The sequence below is a fragment of the Kitasatospora sp. NPDC056651 genome (assembly GCF_042792155.1).
Classification (GTDB): domain Bacteria; phylum Actinomycetota; class Actinomycetes; order Streptomycetales; family Streptomycetaceae; genus Kitasatospora.
The window spans coordinates 105,678-120,123 of record NZ_JBHTWX010000009.1 but is presented as its reverse complement, the minus strand read 5'-3'; the positions used below and the strand labels follow the sequence as shown (position 1 = coordinate 120,123).

The following is a 14,446-nucleotide window of genomic DNA, read 5'->3' as shown; positions in this document are numbered from 1 at the left end:
GATACATCCCGCACACCCCCACTCCCCACCCCCCGTTTTTCACTTCCTCCCCCGGGCCGTGCCCCGGCGGGCCCCCGGGGCCACACGGCCCAAACGCCGCGCTATTTCAGTGGATCAGCCGTAGTTGACCCTGGAGTAGCTGATCGAGAAGGTGCAGTCGACCTGACCCCAGTTGTTGGGCGCGGACCCCTGGCTGTAGAAGTACCGCGTGGAGTACTGGTCGCTCGAGTAGCTGCACGACCCGAAGTTCTGGTAGTAGCCGCTCACCGTGACGACGGGGTTGGTGCAGTGGGCGTTGGAGCCCGTGTTGCCCCAGGTGGAGTAGCAGCCGTTCGTGGTGCCGCTAGTGCCGCCGGCGAATGCCGAAGGCGCGACGGTCGTGATTGCGGCGGCCGAGAATATGCCGACCAGAGAAACCTTTGCGATCTTTGACCGCATGCTCCGTGAAACCATGAAAACTCCCGGTTTTCGATTGGGGAATTCCCTTTCCTGTCCGGGCCCCCTGATCATGACCCTACAGGGAGACGACATCCCGCCGGGAGAGTTCTTCTTGTTCCTATACGGCGCGTCACATTTCGCAATGTCATCGAAATCGGACAAATTCGAGGCCGATCCGAGCAGGGCGACGGAAGACGAGCGGCCTGACCTGGACCTTCCGAGAACGCGAGCCCACCGGCCCGCTCGCCAGGCCGAGCGGACTTCGGCCGTGCGATTGCTACCACCAGTAGTCGCGCGGCGGCCGGAAGGTCGGGCAGGCAGGCCGCCCTCAGGCCTTCGCTCCCGGCTTCCAGTCCTCGGCGAGGAGTCCGAGCAGCACCTGGTTCACGAACCGACCCATCACCCAGGCAGAGGAGCGCAGTTCGCCCTCGCGGACGAAGCCGTTCCGCTCGGCGGCGCGCAGCATCGGGATGTTGTCCGACAGGGTCTCGACCTGGAGCCGGTTGAGGCCGCGCACGACGAACCCGTAGTGGCACAGCACCGAAACCACGTCGGCGCCGTAGCCCTTGCCGCGGCAGGACGGCAGCAGCCCCAACCCGATGTGCGCGGACCGGTGGTGGGTGTCGATCCCCCACAGGTTCGCGGAGCCGACCAGCGTGCCGCCGCCCAGCTCCACCACGGAGAAGGGGACGTTCGTGCTGTCGTTCTCGTCCACCACGAGCCGCCGGTCCTCCGAGCCGGGGACGATCGGCCGCCACGGACGCCCCTCTGAGCGGGCGGAGTTGGCCACGTCGTCGTAGAGCTCAGCCCGCAGGATCGGGATGTCCTCGTCGTACCGGGCCCGCAGCCCGGTCCTGTCGCCTCGAAGCATGCGAGCTTCCTATCCGAAGGAGTCGTTCGGCGGCAATCCATGTGAGGCCCGGCGGCCGACGACGCACCCGACGACGCGAGCGGCCGCCCTCGGAGCGCCACTTGACGGATTCCCGCCGGCGCGAGAAGTCGGCCGGTCCGACTTCTCGTGCCGCGGCGGGGGGGTCAGCTCGCCGGGCCGATCCCCTCAGGGAGGGCGGCCGCCACCAGGGCGACGGCTTCCTCGGCCGTCTCGGTGCGCGCGATCAGCTCACCGCGGCTCCGCACCCCGTACAGCCCCTCGTCGTACGGGCAGAGGACGTAGCCGACATGCGTCTTCCAGAACTCCTCGATGGTGGTGGAGAACCACAGGTTGTAGTGGCTGTTGACCGGCATCAGCCCGCGCAGCACCGGCTGGGCGTACGCCGCCGCCAGCACCTCGTGGGCGCGCGGGTGCCGGCTGAACGGCGCCGAGTGGATGCGGTCGAGCTTGACGAGCCAGGTCAACTCGACCTTGCCGAAGGGTTCGCGCTCGTGGGCGAGGGCCCAGGGCCGGTACTTGATGCACGAGGCACGCGCCCGGGTCTCTTCGAGCCCCGCGCCGCCCGTCCAGGCCGCCACCGCCCTGGCCGCCTTGGCGAGGTCCGAAGTCCCCCCGCCGGCCACGGGCGTGCGGTTGAGCTGGAGGCGCACGTCGAAGGTCCGCCGTCCGTTGCCCGGCGGAGACACCACCGCGCGCAAGCCGTTCCCCGCACCGAGGTACTCCGCGAGGCAGCCCCACTGCCCGTCCGACTCGGGTAGGACGAGCCCGAGTTCCTCCGCTGTGTCTCTCAGCGCTGCCCGGAGGGCGCCGTCCTCGTCCCATTTTCTCTTACCAGAGCCGGAGTTCATGACCCCAGTCTGACAAGGACGGAGGGCTCACTCCGACTGGGGGCGGACACCAAGGCTTCGCCGGTACTCCCGCAGGAGCGCGAGGAGGTTGATCAGGGTGCTGGCCGGAATGTTGCCGATGTCGATCAGGCGGTGGCCGTAGAGGTTGACCTCGCCCGATTCGGCAGAGGGCCAGAGGAGGCCGAACTCGCGCCCTTCGACGCGGAGTTCGACGATCAGCTCGGTGAGCTGGCGGGGGGTGAGGTGGAGGAGCGCCGGATCGGCGGGGTGGATGGGGTGGTGGGCGCTCACCGGCAGCGCTCCCGCATCAGCTCGAACCAGACGGTCTTGCCCAGGTGTTGGGGATCGACGCCCCAGCGGTGGGTGAGCCCGGCGACAAGCTGGAGGCCCCGACCGGACTCGGAGAGGAGGGGGAGGTCGCGCGGCTGCTCCGGCAGGAGCGGACTGCGGTCGGAGACCGAGACCCGGAGAGTGGTGGCGCGGTGGTCGATGAGGATGACGGGGGAGGTGGTCCTGCCGTGGCGCCAGGCGTTGACGATGAGTTCGACCATGGCGAGCTCGGCGTCCGCGATGAGGGAGGGCGGCCAGCCGGCGCCGGCCATGCCGTCGCGGAGGGCGCCACGGGAGAGGGTGAGGGAGGGGGAGTTGAGGTTGCGCACGAGGTCTCCCAGGGGGGATGGGGATGAGACCGGCGGATGCGTCGCCGTGAACGAGCCCAATGGACATGGGTGTTCTTCGGTGCCCGAGCGGCGTTACTGACGACCCGTTCGGTGATCGGTGCATCACAGACTGTAGGGCAAGACTGGGAACATGTCCCATGCTTCTGGGAACTTGTCCCCAAAAAGAGTGGCTGGACTCGCACCCTCACCGCGTTAGATGCTTGGCGCCATGCCCCAAATTCCGAGCGCACGCAAGCAGCGGATCGGTATCGAGCTACGGAAGATGCGCGATGCCGCAAGCATGACCACTGCTGAGGCCGCCGCCGTCCTCGGGTTGAGTCGCACGAAGATCACGCTCATCGAACAGGGGATGTATGCGATCACCCCCGATCGGGTGGTCGCCCTTGCGTCCGAGTACGAGGAAGGCGACTCCGCCTACGTCGACGCCCTGGCGGCGATGGCCGGAGACAAGTCAAAAGGCTGGTGGGAGGACCATCGTGGACTCGTCTCCACCGGTCTGCTTGATATCTCAGAGGTCGAGCATCATGCACACGGCCTCGTGACCTATCAGATCTGCCATGTGCCCGGCTTGATGCAGACCGAGGACACCGCTCGGGAGATATTCCGCGAGGTCTACCCGCCGTTGAGGCCACTGAACGTCGAAGCTCGGGTAGAGAACCGAATGTTCCGGACCCAGCTCCTCACGCGAGCCGACCCCATGCCGTACGAGGCGATCGTTCACGAGGCCGCGCTCCGGATGATGTTCGGCGGAGCAGCCGTGGCCCGCACCCAGCTCGAGCATCTCCTGGCACTGTCGGAACTCCCCAACGTGGCGCTGCGCGTAGTGGAGTTCCGAGCCGGCGGTTTCAAGGGAGCCGGCCAGGCGGTCATGTACGCACGAGGGCCGGTTGCTCGCCTGGACACCGTGCAACTCGACTCCATCGGCACACCGGCATTCCTGACCGATGTGAACCAGCTCAAGAACTACCAGGGCGTCATTGCCGCGATGAGAGATCGAGCGCTCGGTCCTGATGAGTCACGTGACCTGATCTCGCGCATCGCGAAGACCTTGTGAGAGGAACCGACATGGATGAGCTCGCCTGGCAAAGGCCTACCGCATGCGGAGATGGGAACAACTGCCCCGAGGTGGCCATAGGTCCCGACGCCGTCTTCGTCCGCAGCAGCCTTCGACCCGATGGCATCGCCCACCTCACTCCCGACGAGTGGCGCGACCTCGTCTCGGCCATCCGCGCGGGCGAGTTCTCCGCCTGACCCCCGATTGGGCGCACGGGCTCTGAGCTGCTAACGTTCTCTCAGTCGCGAGGGACAAGATCCCCCGCCAGGCGTCAGCGGTACTACCAGAGTACGTCCTACTTTCAGTAGGAAGAGTCCGTGCAACCCGGGCCTGGCGCTCCACATCCGCAAGGGCCCGACATCTCCCCAGATGTCGGGCCCTTGCGCGTTCCACGTCCCTTCGCCTCACACCTGACCCCGATTCAACATTTGTGCGATGAGCTGCTAATGTTCTTCTCGTAGCGAGGGGCACGATCCCTCGCCAGGCGTCAGCGGTACTACCAGAGTACGTCCTACTTTCAGTAGGAAGAGTCCGTGCAACCCGGGCCTGGCGCTCCACATCCGTAAGGGCCCGGCACCTCCCCAGGTGCCGGGCCCTTACGCGTTCCGCAGCCCAGGGCGGACACCAATCACATTGAAGCAAAATCGGGAAAAGGCCTGATCTCATCCTCACCGAATCCCCCGAGCGGAAGCCGGTTTTCCGCCTCCAGGCACCGGGGTAAGGCCGAGACGTTCGCGCCCCGACCGTTCCGTTCTCCTCATCCCGGGGCGCATCCTCGACGCTTTCCGATCGAAAGGGACCCCCTCATGCACAGGAGCCTTCGGAACGCCTTCGCCACCGTCCTCATGACAGGTGCGCTCACCGCCGCTGCCGCGCCCGCCGCCACGGCCGCCGAACAGGCGCAGTCGACGGCCGGGGTCCAGGCGGAGCTCCGCAACCCGAAGACCATCAAGGTCGCCGACTACAACCAGGCCCGCAACACCCTGATCAACGCCGGCAGCAAGACCGCCGCCAAGTCCCACCCGGCGCACGGCACCAAGGACGTCCCGGTCTCCCACGGCACCAGCCTGCTCGCCGAGGCCCGCGACGAGTTCCGGGCCGCCGACCGGAACCTTCCGGCCGACAAGAAGAAGTCCGACATGTCGATCCCGCACTACAACGCCATCCACAGCGCGGCCAAGACCATGGGCATCGACACCTGGTGATGCCCGGCCGCTGACGCGAAAGGCGCGCCCCTCCCCCGGCTCACGGCGGAGGGGCGTCCCCGTTCCGGGGCAGGGGCAGGTCCCGGGGCTCGCCCAGGCTCCCGTCCGGGAGGACGTCGAAGGCGGTGAGCTTCGTCTCCCTGGTGATCGTTATCAGGTCCGGTCCGGCCCAGTCGACGCGGATGAAGTCGCCGTCCTCGGTGTCCCAGGTGCCCATGCTCCAGTGACGCGCCGACCAGCCGGTACCGGACACCAGCTCCACCCGGTAGACCGGGTCGAGCGAGGCGATGTTGGTGACGGTCAGCACCCTGTCCGGATGCCCCGGTCCGGGCCGCCGCTCGGCCTGGCCCTCGCTGCCGAAGATGTACGCCAACGCGCCGACCATCGCCCCGACGACGATGAGCGGCGACAGGACGGCCGCGCAACCGATCTGCGCCCACCTGGTGCGGAACTCGAACTGGGCCACCGCCGAGGCCACGGCCAGCGCGATCGACGTCCCGAGCAGCAGCACCGGGTGGTTCAGCCAGCGCTCGACCTCGACCAGCCCGCCCTGGCGGGAGGAGAAGTAGCCCGGGAGGTACACCAGCAAGGCCGCCAGTGCCGCACCCCGGAGCCACCACACGACCTTCTGGCGGCGCGTCACTGCCATTTGCTCCCCCCGGAGTTGCCTTTTGCCGGGACTTTACTACGGAGACACCAGGCAGCCCGGACGACGGTCTCCCCGCCGCCCGGGCTGCCCGGCGCACCACCGGCCGCACCCCCGTCACCGCCGGTAGAACACGCTCCGCGACCAGAAGTAGCCGACCAGCGTCAGCGCCGTGCACCACGCCAGGGCGCTCCAGGCGCTGGTGCCGATCCCGGTGCCCATCAGCAGCCCGCGCAGGGTCTCGATCATGGGAGTGAAGGGCTGGTACTCGGCGAACCAGCGCATGGCCTCCGGCATGGAGTCGGTGGGCACGATGGCACTGCCGATGAAGGGCAGGAACTGCAGCGGCATCGGCATGTTGCTGGCGCTCTCGACCGTCTTGGCCACCAGGCCGATGCCCGCCGATATCCAGGTCAGCGCGATGGTGAGGAAGAGCAGCAGCCCCATCGCCGCCAGCCACTCCACCGGCCCGGCGTTCGGCCGGAAGCCCATCGCGAGGGCCGCGCCGATCACCAGCACCAGGCCGATCATGGTCTGGATGACGCTGCCCACCACGTGCCCCGCCAGGAAGGCGGAGCGCGATATCGCCATCGTGCGGAAGCGGTTGACGATCCCCTCGGTCATGTCGGTGCAGATGCCGATGGCGGTGACCAGCGATCCGGAGGTGGCCGCCATCAGCACGATGCCCGGCGTGACGTAGTCGATGTAGTGGCCGCCGCCGATGCCGGCGCCCAGCGTGCCGCCGTAGGCGTAGTTGAACAGCAGCAGCATCATGACCGGCATCACCACGACCGCGAAAGTCAGCGACGGGTACCGCAGCGCGTGCTTGAGGTTGCGGCGCAGCATGGTCAGCGAGTCGCCGAGCGCGTGGCCGGCCGTGCCCGTGGCGATGCTCATCGCACGCCCTCCCCGGTCAGTCGGAGGAACACGTCGTCCAGATCGGCCGTCTCGACGACCAGTGACTCGGCCGGGGCGGACGCGTTGTCGAGCGTGTCCAGGACGGCCTTCACGGTGAGGACGGAGTTGTCCCCCGGGATCTCCAGCCGCAGCGCCTCGGTGTCGGCCTCGGCGTACTCGAACAGGGCGGCGGCGGTGGCCAGTCGGGCGGCGTCCGCGAACTGGAGGCGGATCCGCCCGCCGGGGACGATCCGCTTCAGCTCCTCGGCGGTGCCCTCGGCGACGATCCGGCCGCCGTCCAGGACGGCTATCCGGTCGGCGAGTCGGTCGGCCTCCTCCAGGTACTGGGTGGTGAGGAAGATCGTCACCCCCTGGTCGGCGACCAGGCTCCGGATGATCTCCCACATGGTGCGCCGGCTGCGCGGGTCCAGCCCGGTGGTCGGCTCGTCCAGGAAGATCACCTCCGGGTCGCCGACCAGCGTCATCGCGAGGTCGAGCTTGCGCCGCATGCCTCCGGAGTAGGTGACGACGGCCTGGCGGGAGGCCTCGGTGAGGTCGAACCGCCGCATCAGGTCCTCGGCCCGCCTCCGCCCCTCCCGACGGCGGAGGTGGTTGAGGTCGGCCATCAGCAGCAGGTTCTCCTCGGCGGTCAGCAGGTTGTCCACCGCCGAGAACTGGCCCGTCACCCCGATCGTCTTCCGCACCCCGCCGGCCTCGCGGTCGACGTCGTGGCCGGCCACCCGGGCCGTCCCGCCGTCGGCCGGGATCAGGGTGGAGAGGATCTGCACGGTGGTGGTCTTGCCGGCGCCGTTGGGCCCTAACAGGGCGAACACGCTGCCCGCCGGGATCTCCAGGTCGACGCCCCTCAGCACCGCCTTGTCCCCGTAGGACTTGGTGAGCCCCGTGGCCGAGATCGCCGGGGCCGCCGCCATCAGGCCCTCCGGACGATGACGTTGCCGACCTGGGTGCGGCCGTGGACCTCGACCGTCTCGACGGCTTCGCCCGGGCCCTGGGTGGGGCCGAGGTCGTTGCGGACGCCGCCGACCTTGCTGTGCACGTCGAGCCAGGCCGCGGTGCCCTCGGCGATGCCGACCTCGACGTCCCCCACGCTGGTCTGGAGGGTGACCTTTCCGCGGACCACCCGGCCGACCCGGATGTGACCGTGCGCCGACTTGGCGTCCACGTCCCCCTCGGCGGAACCGACGTGGATCCGGCCGTTGGAGGAGTTGGCGCGCAGCGCGCCGCGCACCTCCTCGATCTCGGTGTCGCCGTTGCTGTTCTTGACCGTCAGCCGGCCCCCGACGGATCCGATCTCGATCCGGCCGGCGCCCGTCACCTCGGCGTCCCAGGCCGTGCCCCCGAGCCGGACGTCCCCGAAGCCGCTGTCCAGCCGGGCGCTGTCGGCGTGCTCGACCTGGATCCGGCCGAGCGAGGTCTTCAGCCGGCAGGCCCCGAGCGGCCCCTCGGTGATGAACTCGGCCATCGGGGACTCGCTGTGGACCTCGGAGCCGACCGGCAGCTCTACCAGGATCTCGATCGAGCCCTTCTTGCTGGTGAAGACGGAGCGCTGCTTGGGGGCCTTGATGCCGAGCCGGCCGGCCGAGAAGTCGACCTGGGTCTGCTCGGCGGCCCTGACGTCCGCCTCATTGGCCGGGTTGGCGGGCCGGACCTCGACCACGGCGTCGGTGCGCTTGCTCGCCTTGATCCAGACCGATCCGATGTCGAACTCGAGGATGGCGGAGATCGGTCCGTCGGTCTCGTACGTGGGCATGGCTGTCCCGTCCTCTTGACTCGTGTGGGTGTTCCCGCTGGTCGGAGCGGGGGTGACGTCGAAGGTGCAGAAGGTGGTGCGGGCGGTGCGGCGTAAGAGCACCGGATGCCTGGCTAGTGGACCCAGCCGGTGAAGCCCTGGCCGCCGACGCTGCGCGGGACCCGGCTGCCCGGATCGGCGACCGGGTGGCGGGCCGGCTCGGCGCCCTCCAGCGCGCCGGCGACGGCCCGGACCAGCCAGGCGTTGAGCGAGAGGCCGGCCTCGCCGGCGGCCTCCTCGGCCCGGGCCTTGAGCTGGGCGGGCAGCCGCAGGTTGATCCGGGCCGTCTCGTCCGACTCCGATGCCGCCGAGAACGACAGCCCGGACACCGATGGCGCCACGGGTGGCGCCACTGGGGCCGGCTGTGGCGCCACCGGCGGCAGATCGCCGTGGAAGGCGCCCGAGCCGGGCGGCGCCGTGACCACGAACTCCGGATCGACACCGCGCAGCCGAACGTCCACCGAGCCGGGGGCGAGGTCGCGGGTGACCTCGCCCATGGCGGCCGAGAGCGCGTTGAGCAGGGTGAGCCGCACGGCCGACTCCAGCGGGAGCGTCAGCCGTTCGGCCAACGCGCGGGCTTCGTCGCCCCCGGTGGCGGCGGCCACCGCGAGCTCGTTCCGGAGGTTTTCGACGTACGGCGTGAGGTCCATGTCCGAAAGCATGACACGGCGGTGATGCCATGTCGAGCCATTTGTGGCACCACTTTGGCACCACCACCCGGACGAAGTGGGCGCCGACGACGGAACCGCCCCGCCGACCGAGGTCGACGGGGCGGTTCACCAGGGGAAACGCGGTGATGAGCGGGGCTCCGGGGGCTACGCCCGCCGCCAGCCCGCCAGATAGGCGTCGATCTCCCCGGCCAGCCGGCTCTTGCCCGCCCCGTCCAGGAAGGAGGCCTCGACGGCGTTGCGGGCCAGCCCCGCCACCCCCGCCTCGTCCAGGCCCAGCAGCCGCGCCGCCACCGCGTACTCGGTGTTGAGGTCGGTGCCGAACATCGGCGGGTCGTCGCTGTTGACCGTCACCAGCAGCCCGGCGTCCACCATCCGCTTGATCGGGTGGTCCTCGATCCGCTCCACGGCCCGGGTGGCGATGTTGGAGGTCGGGCAGACCTCCAGCGGGATGCGGTGCTCGCCCAGGTGGTCGAGCAGCGCCGGGTCCTTCACCGCCTGGGTGCCGTGCCCGATGCGCTCGGCACCGAGCTCCCGGATCGCGTCCCAGACCGTCTCCGGGCCGGTGGTCTCGCCCGCGTGCGGGACGCTGTGCAGGCCGGCCGCCCGGGCCCGGTCGAAGTACGGCTTGAACTGCGGCCGCGGCACGCCGATCTCCGGGCCGCCGAGGCCGAAGCTGACCAGGCCCTCGGGGGCCAGCCCGGTGGCCAGCCGCGCCGTCACCTCGGCGGACTCCAGCCCGGCCTCGCCGGGGATGTCGAAGCACCAGCGCAGCACCACGCCGAGCTCCTTCTCGGCGCGCAGCCGGGCGTCCTCGATCGCCTCCATGAAGGCGACCTCGGGGATGCCCCGCCTGACCGAGGAGTACGGGGTGATGGTCAGCTCGGCGTACCGGATGTTCTGCCGGGCCATGTCCTCGGCCACGCCGTAGGTGAGCGCCCGGACGTCCTCGGCGTCCCGGACCAGGTCCACGACGCTCAGGTACACGTCGATGAAGTGCGCGAAGTCGGTGAAGGTGAAGTACTCGGCGAGCGCCGCCGGGTCGGTCGGCACCTTGGAGTTGCCGGCGTGCCTGGCGGCCAGCTCGGCGACGACGCGCGGCGAGGCCGAGCCGACGTGGTGCACGTGCAGTTCCGCCTTGGGCATCCCGGCGATGAACGCCTCGATGCTCCGCTCGGCGGGCTCGATCCGACTGACGCTGGGGCCGATCCGACTTCCGTCCGGCTGGACCACGGTGGTTCCCTTCTTCCTTCTCCGTGCTTCTACGCGCGTATCGCGGAGTTCGGCCCAGGATAGGCCCAAGCCGCTCCCGCCGTACCGGGATCGGCCCCGTACCGGGATCGGCCCCGTACCGGGATCGGTCCCTGTACCGGGATCGGCCCCCGTACCGGGGTCACCCCCCGAGCGCGACCGCCATCGTGTGGATCAGCAGTCCGGCCAGGGCGCCGACCACGGTGCCGTTGATCCGGATGAACTGGAGGTCGCGGCCGACGTTGGCCTCGATCTTGCGGGAGGCCTCGTCGGCGTCCCAGCCCGCCACCGTCTCGGAGATCAGCGAGGTGATCTCGGTGCGGTAGGTGTCCACCAGGTACTGGGCGGCGTCCTGGAGCCAGCCGTCCGCCTTGGCCTGGAGCTTGGGGTCGGTGGCCAGGCGCTCGCCGAAGCGGCGCACGCCGTCGCGGATGCGCCGGCGCAGTTCGCTGTCCTCGTCCTCGGCCGCCCCCATCACCAGGGTGCGCACGGCCGCCCAGGTGGAGTTGATCAGGTCCTGCACCTCGGGGCGGGCCAGCAGTTCGCCCTTGGCCCGCTCGACCCGGGCGATGGTCTCCGGGTCGGTCTGCAGCTCGGTCGCGAAGTCGGCGAGGAAGTTGTCGATCGCGCCGCGGGCCGGGTGGTCCTGGTCGTCCCGGATCTCGGTGACGAAGCGCAGCAGCTCCTTGTAGACCCGCTCGCCGACCTGCTGGTCGAGGAACCGGGGCGTCCAGCCCGGGGTCTTCTGGGTGACCTTCCGGACGACGTCCTCGTGGTTGGCGGTCAGCCAGCCGTGCGCCCGGACCGCGACCAGGTCCACCACCCCGTGGTGCCCGCCGTCCGCGACCACCTTGCCGAGCATCCGGCCCATCGGCTCGGCCACCGAGGTGGCGGCGGCCCGTCTGGTCACCGCCTCGGCGACGACCGCCCGCACGTCGTCGTCGCGCAGCACCTCGAGCAGGCCGCGCAGCGCCGCCGAGGCCTCCTTGGTGACCCGCTCGGCGCTGCCCGGCGCGGCCAGCCACTCCCCCAGCCGGCGGCCGATGCCCAGCGCCGCGAGGCGGCCGCGCACCACGTGGCCGGAGAGGAAGTTCTCGCCGACGAAGTCGCCGAGCGAGCGGCCGAAGGCGTCCTTCTTGGTCGGGATGATCGCGGTGTGCGGGATCGGCAGACCGAAGGGGCGGCGGAACAGCGCCGTCACCGCGAACCAGTCGGCCAGCGCGCCGACCATGCCCGCCTCGGCGGCGGCCGCCACGTACCCCGCCCAGGGGCCGGCGCCGGCCGCCTTGGCCCAGGTGGAGAGGGCGAAGACCAGGGTCGCGAAGGCCAGCAGGCCGGTCGCGATGGTCTTCATCCGGCGGACGCCGCGTCTCTTCTGCTCATCGGCCGCGGTGAACCGGACCCCGGGGCCGGTTCCGCTGAAGGCTTCGTCACTCACCCCGCCAGTCTGCCCGCTGACCGGCGCGTACGGAGGCGCGGCCCACGATCACGCGCCCCCGGCAGGCACTGCACGACGCGCGAGCGCCCTCACGCCCCGCCCAGGACCATCCGCCGCTCCTCCGCGCCCGCCCAGCGCTCCGGGTCCGTGCACCGCCGCCCGTCCAGCAGCACCCGCACCCCCGGCAGGTCCGCCGGCGTCAGGTCCCGGTACTCCGGGTGGTCGGCCTGGAGCACCGCCGCCACCACCGGCTCCCCGCCGTACGGCGGCAGCCCGAGCGCCGCCAGTTCCTCCGCCTCGTACAGCGGGTCGCTGACGTACGGCCGCGCGCCCGCCGACCGCACCGCCTCGACCAGCGGGAACACCCCGGAGTGCGCCGTCTCCTTGACCCCGCCCCGGTACGCCGCGCCGAGCACCAGCACGCCCTGCCCGGCGATCCCGCCCGGCACCGCCCCCGCCAGCGCGCCCACCGCGTACCCGGGCACCGCCAGGTTGGCCTCGCGCGCCGCCCGGACCACCGTCGCGCCCGGGTCGTTCCACAGGTAGAGCCGCGGGTGCACCGGGAGGCAGGGCCCGCCGACCGCGATGCCCGGCCGGTGCAGGTGACTGTGCGGCTGCGAGTTGCAGGCCTCGGCGACCTCCGCGAAGTCCACCCCGACCTCGTCCGCGTACCGGGCGAACTGGTTGGCCAGCGCGATGTTGACGTCCCGGTACGTGGTCTCGGCGAGCTTGCTGAACTCGGCCGCCTCCAGCGAGGCCAGCTCCCAGACGCCGTTGGGGCGGGGCAGATCCGGGCGGGGGTCGAAGTCCAGCACCGCCCGGTAGAACTCGGCGCCGCCGCGCGTGGAGGCCCGGTCGATGCCGCCGACCAGCTTGGGATGGCGCCGCAGGTCGGCGAGGACCCGCCCGGCGCTCACCCGCTCCGGACTGAACACCAGCGCGAAGTCGGCCCCGGCGGCGAGCCCCGACCCGGCCGCCAGCCGGGGCGCCCAGCGCTCCCGGGTGGTGCCGACCGGCAGGGTGGTCTCGTAGCTGACCAGGGTGCCCCGGCGCAGCCCGGCCGCGACGGCTTCGGTGGCCGCGTCGAGCAGGGCGAAGTCCGGGCTGCCGCCGGCGGCGGTGACCAGCGGGACGGCCAGCACGACGGCCTCGGAGCGGGCCGCCGCGGCCGTGGTGTCGGTGGTGGCCCGCAGCCGGCCCTCGGCGACGACCCGCTTGAGCGCCTCGTCCAGGCCCTCCTCCCGGGGGAACGGCGGTACGCCCCGGTTGACGCTGTCCACCACGCCGGGCGCGGTGTCCGCGCCGGTCACCCGGTGGCCCTTCAGCGCGATCCGCACCGCCAGCGGCAGGCCCACCCTGCCCAGTCCGACCACGCAGACGTCCAGGCTCATCCCCGTCCTCCGGTTCCGGTCTCGGTGAGTGACGATTGATCAACTCGCGCCGGAGCACCGAGGTAACGATCACCACCCGCACCGGCTAAGGGGACCGGAACACGCTCCCGACCACCGCACGGGCGTGCGACGGCCGGGAGCGCGGCCCGAGAGGACGGCCCGAGAGGACGGCCCGGAAGCGAGCCCCGGAAGCGAGCCCCGGGAGAGAGCCCAGGGAGGGCGGCCCCGCAGGTCAGCCGATCGCGACCTCCGCGTACATCCGGGCGATCACGTCCTCGATGGCCGGCTCACGCACCGACAGGTCCACCAGCGGGTAGCGGGCGGCGACGGCGGCCACGATCGGCGCGGCGCTGTCCTGGGCCGGGAAGGCCAGCCACTGGCGCGGCCCCTCGACCCTGGTGACCCGGGCCCCCGGCACCTCGACCGGGTGGTCGAGCTCCTCCGCGAGGTCGACCACCAGCGTCCGCTCGCTGCGGCCGGTGGCGTGCAGGCCGTCCAGCCCGCCGTCGTACACCACCCGGCCGTGGTCGATCACCATCACCCGGCCGCAGAGCTGCTCGATGTCGGTCAGGTCGTGGGTGGTGAGCAGCACGGTGGTGCCGCGGTCCCGGTTGACCTCGCGCAGGAACTCGCGCACCTTGCCCTTGCTGACCACGTCCAGGCCGATGGTCGGCTCGTCCAGGTAGAGCACCTGGGGGTCGTGCAGCAGCGCCGCCGCGAGGTCGCCGCGCATCCGCTGGCCGAGCGAGAGCTGGCGCACCGGGGTGTCCAGCAGCGCGCCCAGGTCGAGCAGTTCGACGCAGCGGCCGAGGTTCTCGCGGTACCGGGCGTCGGAGATCCGGTAGATCCGGCGGGCGAGTTCGAAGGAGTCGCGCAGCGGCAGGTCCCACCAGAGGGTGGTGCGCTGGCCGAAGACGACGCCGATCCGGCGGGCCAGCGCGACGCGTTCGCGGGCCGGGTCGACGCCGGCCACCCGCAGCCGTCCGGAGCTGGGGACGAGGATGCCGGTGAGCATCTTGATGGTGGTGGACTTGCCGGCGCCGTTGGGCCCGATGTAGCCGACGCACTCGCCGGCCTCGACGGTGAAGCTGAGCCCGTCCACCGCGCGGACCTCGCGTTTGACCCGGCTGAACCGGCCGGTGCGGGCCCGTACGGTGAAGGTGCGGTGGACGTCCTGGAGTTCGATCAGTGCCATGGGTGCTCCTTCGGGAGTGGGGAGGGTTCGGCG

At 70.9% G+C, this 14,446-nt stretch carries 17 protein-coding genes; 3 read left to right on the top strand and 14 right to left on the bottom strand.

All coding sequences use genetic code 11. The features are described from left to right. Positions 1-114 precede the first annotated feature (114 nt). From ACFRAR_RS06645 to ACFRAR_RS06625, 5 genes are all read right to left on the bottom strand, one after another. Positions 115-438, bottom strand: a complete 324-nt coding sequence (locus tag ACFRAR_RS06645) for a hypothetical protein (protein ID WP_380695458.1) — start codon at positions 436-438, stop codon at positions 115-117. Positions 439-766: 328 nt separating this feature from the next. After that, positions 767-1,309 carry a GNAT family N-acetyltransferase gene (locus ACFRAR_RS06640; RefSeq protein ID WP_380695456.1) on the bottom strand — a complete coding sequence of 181 codons (543 nt, stop codon included), beginning with the start codon at positions 1,307-1,309 and terminating at the stop codon, positions 767-769. Between the two features lie 164 nt (positions 1,310-1,473). Next, positions 1,474-2,178 carry a DUF6193 family natural product biosynthesis protein gene (locus ACFRAR_RS06635; RefSeq protein WP_380695454.1) on the bottom strand — a complete coding sequence of 235 codons (705 nt, stop codon included), beginning with the start codon at positions 2,176-2,178 and terminating at the stop codon, positions 1,474-1,476. 27 nt (positions 2,179-2,205) lie between these two features. After that, a complete protein-coding gene (locus tag ACFRAR_RS06630) occupies positions 2,206-2,469 on the bottom strand; it encodes a hypothetical protein (protein ID WP_380695452.1) in 264 nt (87 codons plus the stop codon). Continuing rightward, positions 2,466-2,837, bottom strand: coding sequence for an ATP-binding protein (locus tag ACFRAR_RS06625; protein WP_380695450.1), 372 nt, complete (start codon positions 2,835-2,837; stop codon positions 2,466-2,468). Before ACFRAR_RS06625 ends, ACFRAR_RS06630 begins: the two co-directional genes overlap by 4 nt. Positions 2,838-3,066: 229 nt before the next feature. Between ACFRAR_RS06625 and ACFRAR_RS06620 the strand changes: the two genes are divergently transcribed. The 3 genes from ACFRAR_RS06620 (at position 3,067) to ACFRAR_RS06610 (ending at position 5,117) form a co-directional block, all read left to right on the top strand. Next, positions 3,067-3,912: a helix-turn-helix domain-containing protein gene (locus ACFRAR_RS06620; RefSeq protein ID WP_380695448.1), complete on the top strand. Its 846-nt coding sequence runs from the start codon at positions 3,067-3,069 to the stop codon at positions 3,910-3,912. 11 nt (positions 3,913-3,923) lie between these two features. Next, a complete protein-coding gene (locus tag ACFRAR_RS06615) occupies positions 3,924-4,109 on the top strand; it encodes a DUF397 domain-containing protein (RefSeq protein ID WP_380695446.1) in 186 nt (61 codons plus the stop codon). A 609-nt stretch (positions 4,110-4,718) separates the two neighbouring features. Next, positions 4,719-5,117 carry a hypothetical protein gene (locus ACFRAR_RS06610; RefSeq protein ID WP_380695444.1) on the top strand — a complete coding sequence of 133 codons (399 nt, stop codon included), beginning with the start codon at positions 4,719-4,721 and terminating at the stop codon, positions 5,115-5,117. A gap of 40 nt (positions 5,118-5,157) precedes the next feature. On the opposite strand, the gene ACFRAR_RS06605 is transcribed toward ACFRAR_RS06610, so the two are convergent. The 9 genes from ACFRAR_RS06605 to ACFRAR_RS06565 all read right to left on the bottom strand — a co-directional run bounded on the left by ACFRAR_RS06605 (position 5,158) and on the right by ACFRAR_RS06565 (position 14,413). Next, positions 5,158-5,766 carry a hypothetical protein gene (locus ACFRAR_RS06605; protein WP_380695442.1) on the bottom strand — a complete coding sequence of 203 codons (609 nt, stop codon included), beginning with the start codon at positions 5,764-5,766 and terminating at the stop codon, positions 5,158-5,160. 114 nt (positions 5,767-5,880) lie between these two features. Further along, positions 5,881-6,660, bottom strand: coding sequence for an ABC transporter permease (locus tag ACFRAR_RS06600; protein WP_380695440.1), 780 nt, complete (start codon positions 6,658-6,660; stop codon positions 5,881-5,883). Then, complete coding sequence (locus ACFRAR_RS06595) at positions 6,657-7,592, bottom strand: ATP-binding cassette domain-containing protein (protein WP_380695438.1); 936 nt, start codon at positions 7,590-7,592, stop codon at positions 6,657-6,659. The genes ACFRAR_RS06600 and ACFRAR_RS06595 overlap by 4 nt, the downstream gene beginning before the upstream one ends. Beyond that, positions 7,592-8,431 carry a DUF4097 domain-containing protein gene (locus tag ACFRAR_RS06590; RefSeq protein ID WP_380695436.1) on the bottom strand — a complete coding sequence of 280 codons (840 nt, stop codon included), beginning with the start codon at positions 8,429-8,431 and terminating at the stop codon, positions 7,592-7,594. The genes ACFRAR_RS06595 and ACFRAR_RS06590 overlap by 1 nt, the downstream gene beginning before the upstream one ends. Positions 8,432-8,544: 113 nt before the next feature. Continuing rightward, complete coding sequence (locus ACFRAR_RS06585) at positions 8,545-9,120, bottom strand: toxin-antitoxin system HicB family antitoxin (protein WP_380695434.1); 576 nt, start codon at positions 9,118-9,120, stop codon at positions 8,545-8,547. A 165-nt stretch (positions 9,121-9,285) separates the two neighbouring features. After that, positions 9,286-10,326, bottom strand: coding sequence for an adenosine deaminase (locus ACFRAR_RS06580; RefSeq protein WP_380695482.1), 1,041 nt, complete (start codon positions 10,324-10,326; stop codon positions 9,286-9,288). Positions 10,327-10,531: 205 nt separating this feature from the next. Next, a complete protein-coding gene (locus ACFRAR_RS06575; RefSeq protein ID WP_380695432.1) occupies positions 10,532-11,827 on the bottom strand; it encodes a DUF445 domain-containing protein in 1,296 nt (431 codons plus the stop codon). Positions 11,828-11,916: 89 nt separating this feature from the next. Beyond that, positions 11,917-13,212 carry a nucleotide sugar dehydrogenase gene (locus ACFRAR_RS06570; protein ID WP_380695480.1) on the bottom strand — a complete coding sequence of 432 codons (1,296 nt, stop codon included), beginning with the start codon at positions 13,210-13,212 and terminating at the stop codon, positions 11,917-11,919. Positions 13,213-13,450: 238 nt separating this feature from the next. Further along, complete coding sequence (locus ACFRAR_RS06565) at positions 13,451-14,413, bottom strand: ATP-binding cassette domain-containing protein (protein ID WP_380695430.1); 963 nt, start codon at positions 14,411-14,413, stop codon at positions 13,451-13,453. Positions 14,414-14,446 lie beyond the last annotated feature (33 nt).